Annotated in this window: 6 protein-coding genes; 3 read left to right on the forward strand and 3 right to left on the reverse strand. The window is 33.2% G+C overall.

The window, feature by feature from the left end:
• From QM536_08705 to QM536_08715, 3 genes are all read left to right on the forward strand, one after another.
• A partial coding sequence (locus tag QM536_08705; protein ID MDI9357085.1) for a hypothetical protein occupies positions 1-303 on the forward strand: 303 nt, incomplete at its 5' end.
• A gap of 94 nt (positions 304-397) precedes the next feature.
• Complete coding sequence (locus tag QM536_08710; GenBank protein ID MDI9357086.1) at positions 398-2,785, forward strand: TonB-dependent receptor; 2,388 nt, start codon at positions 398-400, stop codon at positions 2,783-2,785.
• 6 nt (positions 2,786-2,791) lie between these two features.
• The gene (locus QM536_08715) at positions 2,792-3,748 is read left to right on the forward strand and encodes a DUF4249 family protein (protein MDI9357087.1); all 957 of its coding nucleotides are present in this window, start codon (positions 2,792-2,794) and stop codon (positions 3,746-3,748) included.
• Positions 3,749-3,765: 17 nt separating this feature from the next.
• Here the strand turns inward: QM536_08715 and QM536_08720 are convergent, their stop codons facing one another.
• The 3 genes from QM536_08720 to gldF all read right to left on the reverse strand — a co-directional run bounded on the left by QM536_08720 (position 3,766) and on the right by gldF (position 7,643).
• The gene (locus tag QM536_08720) at positions 3,766-5,064 is read right to left on the reverse strand and encodes a cation:dicarboxylase symporter family transporter (GenBank protein MDI9357088.1); all 1,299 of its coding nucleotides are present in this window, start codon (positions 5,062-5,064) and stop codon (positions 3,766-3,768) included.
• A gap of 174 nt (positions 5,065-5,238) precedes the next feature.
• Positions 5,239-6,921, reverse strand: coding sequence for a gliding motility-associated ABC transporter substrate-binding protein GldG (gene gldG, locus QM536_08725; protein MDI9357089.1), 1,683 nt, complete (start codon positions 6,919-6,921; stop codon positions 5,239-5,241).
• The gene (gene gldF / locus QM536_08730) at positions 6,918-7,643 is read right to left on the reverse strand and encodes a gliding motility-associated ABC transporter permease subunit GldF (GenBank protein MDI9357090.1); all 726 of its coding nucleotides are present in this window, start codon (positions 7,641-7,643) and stop codon (positions 6,918-6,920) included. Before gldF ends, gldG begins: the two co-directional genes overlap by 4 nt.
• Positions 7,644-8,120 lie beyond the last annotated feature (477 nt).

Raw genomic sequence — 8,120 nt, forward strand, 5'->3', positions numbered from 1 at the left:
AATATTTTGGTGCTACGCACTACCAACATTTCGCAACTACGTTGCTTTTTAAGGGTGTATCCCTGTAATTTTGTTATAAAAATGCCACAACAACACAATCAAAAGGTGCGTAGCACCGAAATATTGGTAACTGGGGGAAGTCAAAAACTCCCCTCTTTATTAAACGTGTTAGGTTTTCAAAACCTAACACGTTTTCGTGGAGGGGCTGGGGGAGGTCAAAATAAAAATCTTAGTAGAGAAAAATATACCAATTACTTCTTCAACCTTATTTACCAACAAAATAAAATAATTTTGAATTTTTAGAACCCTCCTTAAGCATTTTTTCTATAATATTTTGAAAGAAATTAAAAAAAGCTTAATATGGAGAAATATAACATCTACATACTAAACAATTATTATGACGCAAAAAATAAAATTATTATTGATAATAGGGATATTATGGTGGAGTGGCGGTGCAATGGCACAAACCAAAAGTTATACTATCAGTGGCTCTATAAAAGATGCTTCTAATGGAGAGGATTTAATAGGAGCAAATATTAGAATAAAAGGAACAGAGTACGGTACTGTGGCAAATGTATATGGATTTTATTCCATTTCTATTCCTGCGGGGACATATACTGTGGAATATAGTTTTATTGGCTATGAAACCCTTGCTAAAGAGGTTGTTTTGGAAGCAGACCAAAGAATAGATATTTCTTTATTGGTGGGGCAGAAACAATTAGAAGAGGTTTTGATTTCAGGTCAAAAGGAAAATTATAACGTAACCAGCACAGAGATAGGAATAAAGAGATTAGATATCCAAACTGTCTTAAAAGTCCCTTCTTTTGCGGGAGAAATAGATGTCATAAAAACAATTCAATTCTTACCCGGAGTAAGCACTGTTGGGGAAGGAGCATCGGGGTTCAATGTTCGTGGTGGAAGCGTGGGTCAGAATTTAGTACTATTAGATGAAGCCCCTGTTTATAATGCGAGTCACTTATTCGGTTTCTTTTCTGTCTTTAATCCTGATGCGGTGAAAGATTTGAAATTGTATAAAAGTGGTATTCCACCTCGTTTTGGAGGGAGAATTTCTTCCATATTAGATATAAAAATGAAAGAAGGCAATAATCAGAAATTCCAAGTAAACGGAGGTATAGGAACTATCTTTAGCAGATTAGCAATAGAGGGACCTTTCAAAAAAAATAAAGGATCGTTTATTATTGCGGGCAGAAGGTCTTATATAGATGCTTTAATAAAACCATTTACGGATATCTTAGACGGAGGAGCGGAGCTTTATTTTTATGACCTTACCCTCAAAACAAATTATCAAATAAACGAAAATAATAGAATATTTCTTTCGGGATATTTTGGAAGAGATGTTTTTATGTTTAGTGCGAATCAAGGGTTCTCTTGGGGAAATACTACCGCTACATTGAGATGGAATCATCTTTTTTCTAAAAAAATATTTTCTAATTTTAGTTTTTTTTATAGTAATTATGATTATAGTTTGGCATTTGTTCAAAACGAAGAAAATCAATTTACATGGAAATCAGATATATCCACTATAAATTTTAAGCCCGAATTTACATATTTTGTGAATGCAAATAATGAAATAAGTTTTGGAGCGGAACTTATTTTTTATATCTTTAATCCAGCGAATGCAGTTGGTATAAGTAACGGAGAAAAGAGTGATATTAGTCTACCAAAAAAGAATTCTATAGAATCATCTTTTTATATAGGAAACCAACAAAAAATAACTTCTAAATTTTCTTTAGATTATGGGATCCGCTTATCTACTTATTATTATATAGGGGCGGCTACTGTGTATGATTTTCAATATTTCCGAAAAGGGTATTCAAAGATTCCGAGTGTAGTAAAAGAAGCAGCTGCCGGAGAACTCATACAATCTTACTGGAATCCCGAGCCAAGGATTTCTTTTACATACGCCTTTAATAAAGAGCAGTCCATAAAAGGAAGCTATAATAGAACGGCTCAATACATACACCTCATATCCAATACCGTTGCTTCTAATCCATTGGATGTATGGACACAAAGCACCAATAACATTAAACCACAAACCGGCGACCAGTTTGTATTAGGATATTTTAGAAATTTCAAAAAAAATATATACGAGGCATCAGTAGAAGTATATTACAGAACTACTACCAATCAATTGGATTATGTGAGCGGTGTTAATTTACTTATCAATAGATATTTAGAAGGGGCTGTCTTGCCCGGTATAGGGAGAGCCTATGGAATAGAATGGTATTTTCAAAAAAAAGAAGGCAAGTTTAATGGATGGGTAAGCTATACACTCGGTAGAACAGAATTAAAAATAGATGATATAAATAACGGAACGTGGTACCCCACTCGCTATGACCAAACCCATAACCTGAAAATTACTACTTTCTATGATATAAATTCTCAGTGGTCTCTTTCTGCTAATTTTACATACATAACAGGAACTCCCACTACACTCCCTACATCAAGGTATCAATTTCAAAATATAACCGTACCCTATAATTACAGCAATTCCCGAAATAACACACGTATTCCCGACTATCATAGATTAGATATAGGAGCTACATGGAATTCAAAACCCATAAAACCTAATGGACAACCACGTAAAATAAACCACCAAGTAGTATTATCTATTTATAATCTCTACGGAAGAAGAAACCCTTTTAGCATTTATACATCACAAGGAACAATGAGACAACTCGTAGGACCAGCACAAACTTATGCATATCAGTTTGCGGTTATAGGATCGGTCGTTCCAGGTATTTCATATAATTTTAAATTTTAAACAACCATGAAAAAAACAAAACGAATAGCACAATATATTCTTATAGGTATTATTTTCTTTGCATGTGAGGATCTAATAACCATAGAAGTGGCAAAAGTAGAGAGAGTATTAGTAGTAGATGCGATAGTTTCTAATAAAGATGCTGTTCAGGTCATCAAACTTTTATATACAAATCCCTATTTTGATAACTCTGAATCCGAAGGAGTAAGCGGAGCAACAGTAAGAATAATAGATAGTACCAATTTTCAAAAGATATTTACTTTCCAAGAAGGAAAAACAAAAGGATACTACGAATGGGATCCCAAAAAAGAAGGAAGAACATTTGGAGAAATTGGGAAAACATATATACTTCAGGTAGCATACAATGATAAAAACTACGTATCTGTATCTAAAATGAAACGAGTTCCACAGGTAGATAGCATTACATTTTTCGTCCCACCAACGAATGCTTTTGTGAGTAATAAAAGATGGTTTTCTGAAATATGGCTACGTGATTTTCCTGGCAAAGGTGATGCCTATTGGATAAAAGGATGGAAAAATAATCAATTTTTCAATAAACCAAATGAAATAGTCCTCGCTTACGATGCGAGTAATAGTAGAGGAGCAGAAATAGATGGTATATATCTTATCCCCCCTGTAAGGCGTTCTTTTAATAATGCTATCACTTCAGATTCTGACTCCCTATTTATAAAATCACCCTACAAAAAAGGCGATACTCTGTATGTAGAGGTATATTCTATTACCGATGAAACTTTTTTTTATCTATCCAATGTAAAAACACAAACCAATAGAGCGGGAGGATTTGGAGAACTTTTTGCAACCTCTTTTGCTAATGCTCAAACAAATATATTCTCTGCTACTATAGAAAATGGATCTATAAAAATTATAGACGATGACCCTGTGGTAGGATTCTTTAACGTATCTGCTGTATCCAACGGAATGGGTATTCTGAAAGAAGAATGAGGTAAGAATAGAAGTTTTTATGTGTTTTTCTCTTTTGCATAAAAAGAAGGAGGCATTTTGTTTGTATCTACTTGTTTTTCAGAATGGGCTATAAAAACTGTAGCGACCCCATTTCCAATAAAATTTGTAATAGCCCTTGCTTCGGACATAAACCTATCTACACCTATGAGCAAAGAAAGTCCCTCAAGAGGAATTATTTGTAAAGTAGTAAGAGTAGAAGTAAGCACTATAAAACCACTCCCTGTTACTCCCGCTGCACCTTTAGACGTTATCATAAGCACACCAATAATGGTTAAAAATTGTGTAAAATCTAAATGTATATGAAAAACCTGTGCTAAAAAGAGAACAGACATAGAAAGATAGATAGTAGTACCATCTAAATTAAAAGAGTACCCCGCGGGGACCACCAAAGAAACAATAGAACGGTGACATCCTATTGCTTCTAATTTCTGCATAAGATAAGGGAGAGCTGCTTCTGACGAGGAAGTTCCTAATACAATGAGTATCTCCTCTTTTATATATATTAAAAAACTCCCTATTTTTATTTTATAATACCACAAAATAAGCCCCAATACCCCAAAGACGAAAAATACCATAGTAACATAAACCGTAAGCATCAATTTTCCTAAAATAGCAAGAGTACCTATTCCATATTTTCCAACCGTAAAAGCCATTCCTCCGAATGCTCCTATGGGAGCAAAAATCATAACCTTCGCTAATAATTGAAATACTCTATGACTTATTTTGTGAAGCAACAATATTATCTTTTCTTTTTGAGAATAAAAATGCAATAAAATTCCTAAAACTATGGATAGTAAGAGTACTTGCAGTGTTATATTTGCACGTAGAAATGGAATTATATGAAAATCTTTTGCTTTTTCTTTATATGTATGTATGAGAGCGTTTTCGTGCATACTTTGGGGAACATTATTCCCGGGTTCTATAATATATGCCACTACGATTCCTATCAGGAGAGCAAATGTGGTTACTATTTCAAAATAAACCAGTGATTTCCATCCAATTGTTCCTACTTGTTTTATATCTCCCATATTTACAATTCCCAAAATAATGGTAAGAAAAATAATAGGATTAATAAATAATTTTACCGTACTGATGAATATACTGCTCAAAAACTCACTCAAAGAAGTTTTTATTTCAAAATCCACTATATACAAATGAAAGGAAATAGGATTTTGTAATATGTTGGTGAGTGCTACTTCAGGAAAGTAATGCCCTGTTAAAATTCCTAACAGGATAGATACAAGAACCCAAAAAGTGAGGTTGGTACCTATTTTTTTAATAAATGTAGATTTCATAAACTTTTTAGTGTAACTGTATATGTATTATAGTTGAATCCACTCCGAAAAATCCTTTTTACAGAAATATTGAGTTTTAAACCTATTGATAATCAACCATTTACAAAATTATAAATGTATCAAAATGGACTTTTCGGATTTTCTCTTTTTTTATTGCATTATCAGATGTGTTTTTCATTTACCCCATTTTTTCTTTCTCCCCCACCAAAAACATATTCCAAATAGAATAATCCCTGAAAGAGGGGTAGCAATGTTTATGATTTGAATAAAATTTCTATATTGTTTTACCTTTACGGTGTCTAAATATCTCTGTTTGATGCTTTTGTTCCTACTTAGTATCAGTCCATCTTTCTCAATACAATAATCTAAAGCGTTAAAAAGAAAATCTTTAGAGGCATACTGAACCTTGAGATAGGGGTCATATCCCCATTCCATGGATTTCCCATTGGCAGGATTTATTTCATTTCTCACAAAGTCCCCATCCGACACGACAAGTATTTTTGATTCTTGAGATTCGGACAGAAAGTCGTAATTATTCACACCACGGGGTATCCTGTTTTTATAAAAAGATTGAAATTTTCCTTCTAAAAGATAAGATACCGGCTGCGAGGGAGAGTTAAAGAACTGCGGGAGTATACCGCCTTGTACATCTTGTATTCTCACTAATACAGGAGCATTCAGTATGCGGGAATAGGGTGAGGTGAACAGTAGGGGAGTTTTGTGGATACCCATCGCCTTTACTGTGTCTATGGTAGAAACAAAACGGAGTTGCATTATGTCTAAATTTTTCACTATACTGTGTTCGGAATACTTACTAATGACGGGAAAAAACGGCCATGGGAGCATTTGCATACGTGGTTGGTTACCCACATTTCCCGCTACAATGGGAATATCACTACAAGAGACATCTAAAACAAAGTTTTGATTGATACGAACTCCATATTTGAAAAGCATATCCTCCAAACCGTTTTCTACGGGGAAAGAGTAGGTACCATCGGCATCAATACTATCCATATTTACACGTAAGGCATCTATAAAAAACATCAGTTTGCCCCCCCGGATGAGATACTGGTCTAAATAATACTTTTCTTTTTCCTCAAAAGGAATGGTAGGTTTTATGATTATGAGAACATCGTAGCCGTTGATTATATCATTTTGTTGGGAAAGGTTGAGATTTCTGACAATAAATTTTTCTTGCAAAGCGGTATAAAATCCTTCTAAATAGATGCTGTCCATACTGTGATGGTCAGCTACTATTCCTATTCGGGGAACGTTGTTTTGGACGATTGTTTTTATGGCAGAGGCGAGGTTGTATTCTATATTTTCAATGGATTGGTTCAAAATTTCATCAGGAGCGTTATTTTTATTGCCTTTCAAAAGGTTTACAGCTCTTTCCTTTTGAGAGTAAGAAATAATACAGCCCGGAAATATAAGTCGTTCTATGCGATTATCATTTTTTTTGAAAGTAAGATTTGTGGGTTGGAGACCTTTTTGTATAAGATGTTTATAAAAGGTATTTTGAGATTGCTGAGAGGCGGCAATACTGGGGTCTTTGAATACAAATTGAATGTTTTCCTTGCCATATATTTGAAATTCTTCTAAAAGAGTTTGGATAGATTTTTGAAAACGTTTCATACCCGATGGGAGTTCCCCATCCAAATATACCTCAATAAAAACTTTATCATCTAAAGAGCGGAGCAATTCTTTAGATGCATAAGAAATGCTATGCCTCTTTTCCTCTGTGACATCAATTCTAAGAGGAAATATCTTACCAACCAAATGAAGAAGCACTACGATGAGAAGTCCATTTATGAATAAAAAGGTATGTTCTATTTTTTTTTGTTGGTTGAGTGTCATTTTTGGAAGCTTAAGCTTATTTTTGTAGCAAGTAAAAAAAGAAAAATAATACTCATAAAATAGAGTATATCAGCAATATCTATTATCCCTTTACTTATGAAATGGTAATGGCTTACAATTCCTAATTTTTCCATCCAAAGAGAATAATTTTTCCATACATCAATGCGAGAGAGGGATTCAAACCCTTCATAAAAGAAAAAACAGAGTAGGCAAGTGATAATAAATGCTACAATTTGACTTTCTGTGCAGGAAGAACAAAAAATACCTATAGAAGCGAAGACGCTTCCTAACAGGAGTAACCCAATATAACTACCAATAATTGCTCCCGTGTCAATATTTCCCGTAGGATACGCAAGAAAAGAGAGAGAAGCATAAAAAATAATACTCGGCGCTAATGCCAAAAGTATTAAAAAAACACCCGAAAGATATTTTGCACCTATAATGGCTTCTTCTGAGACCGGGCTTGTGAGCAATATATCTAAAGTTCCATTTTTTTTTTCCTCTGAAAAGCTCCTCATCGTTATGGATGGCACTAATAATAAAAAAAGATATGGAGCATACTTAAAAAATACATCCATCTCCGCAAATCCATATTCCAAAACATTGGTATCAGGGAAAACCCACAATACTAAACCGCTCATCCCTAAAAAGCACCCAATAACTAAATATGCTATCAGCGAGCTTAAAAAAATATTTACTTCTTTCAAAAAAATTACGAACATTATGTTTTTTTATAAAGTATTGTGATTATTAAGCAAGTATTATGAGATTCTAAAATTCTTTGTAAAAATTGAGAATACATACTTTCGTATCTCGTATATTATCAGGTAGTTCCATTTTTTTGAATGATTTATACAAATATATTAAAATATACTCAATTACTTATTATTTTGTTTATAACAATTTTTTACAAGATGCTAAATAGTCATATTTTTTTATAAAATATGTAAAAGGGAGTCAATATATATATTTCTTTGATTCAAAATTTATTTCGTCAAAGTAAACAAGCGGCAAAACTGTTGTAACAAAAGTCAAGAATAAAGACTTTTCTCATTATATATTATTACTACATGTTATGTTCTATAAAAAACTGACAAAACGACAGATTACAGATAAATGGATTATTTTTGTAGAATACGAAATTAAAAAACAATGATGGATTTTAAAACTTACAAATGCAAGCAACTAAAAACTACATA

Source organism: Chitinophagaceae bacterium (genome assembly GCA_030053935.1).
GTDB lineage: Bacteria > Bacteroidota > Bacteroidia > Cytophagales > JASGCU01 > JASGCU01.

Excerpts from the sequence above, each read along its gene's own strand:
- QM536_08710 (MDI9357086.1), top strand. The coding sequence starts at position 398 with ATGACGCAAAAAATAAAATTATTATTGATAATAGGGATATTATGGTGG.
- QM536_08715 (MDI9357087.1), top strand. The coding sequence starts at position 2,792 with ATGAAAAAAACAAAACGAATAGCACAATATATTCTTATAGGTATTATT.
- QM536_08720 (MDI9357088.1), bottom strand. The coding sequence starts at position 5,064 with ATGAAATCTACATTTATTAAAAAAATAGGTACCAACCTCACTTTTTGG.
- gldG (MDI9357089.1), bottom strand. The coding sequence starts at position 6,921 with ATGACACTCAACCAACAAAAAAAAATAGAACATACCTTTTTATTCATA.
- gldF (MDI9357090.1), bottom strand. The coding sequence starts at position 7,643 with ATGTTCGTAATTTTTTTGAAAGAAGTAAATATTTTTTTAAGCTCGCTG.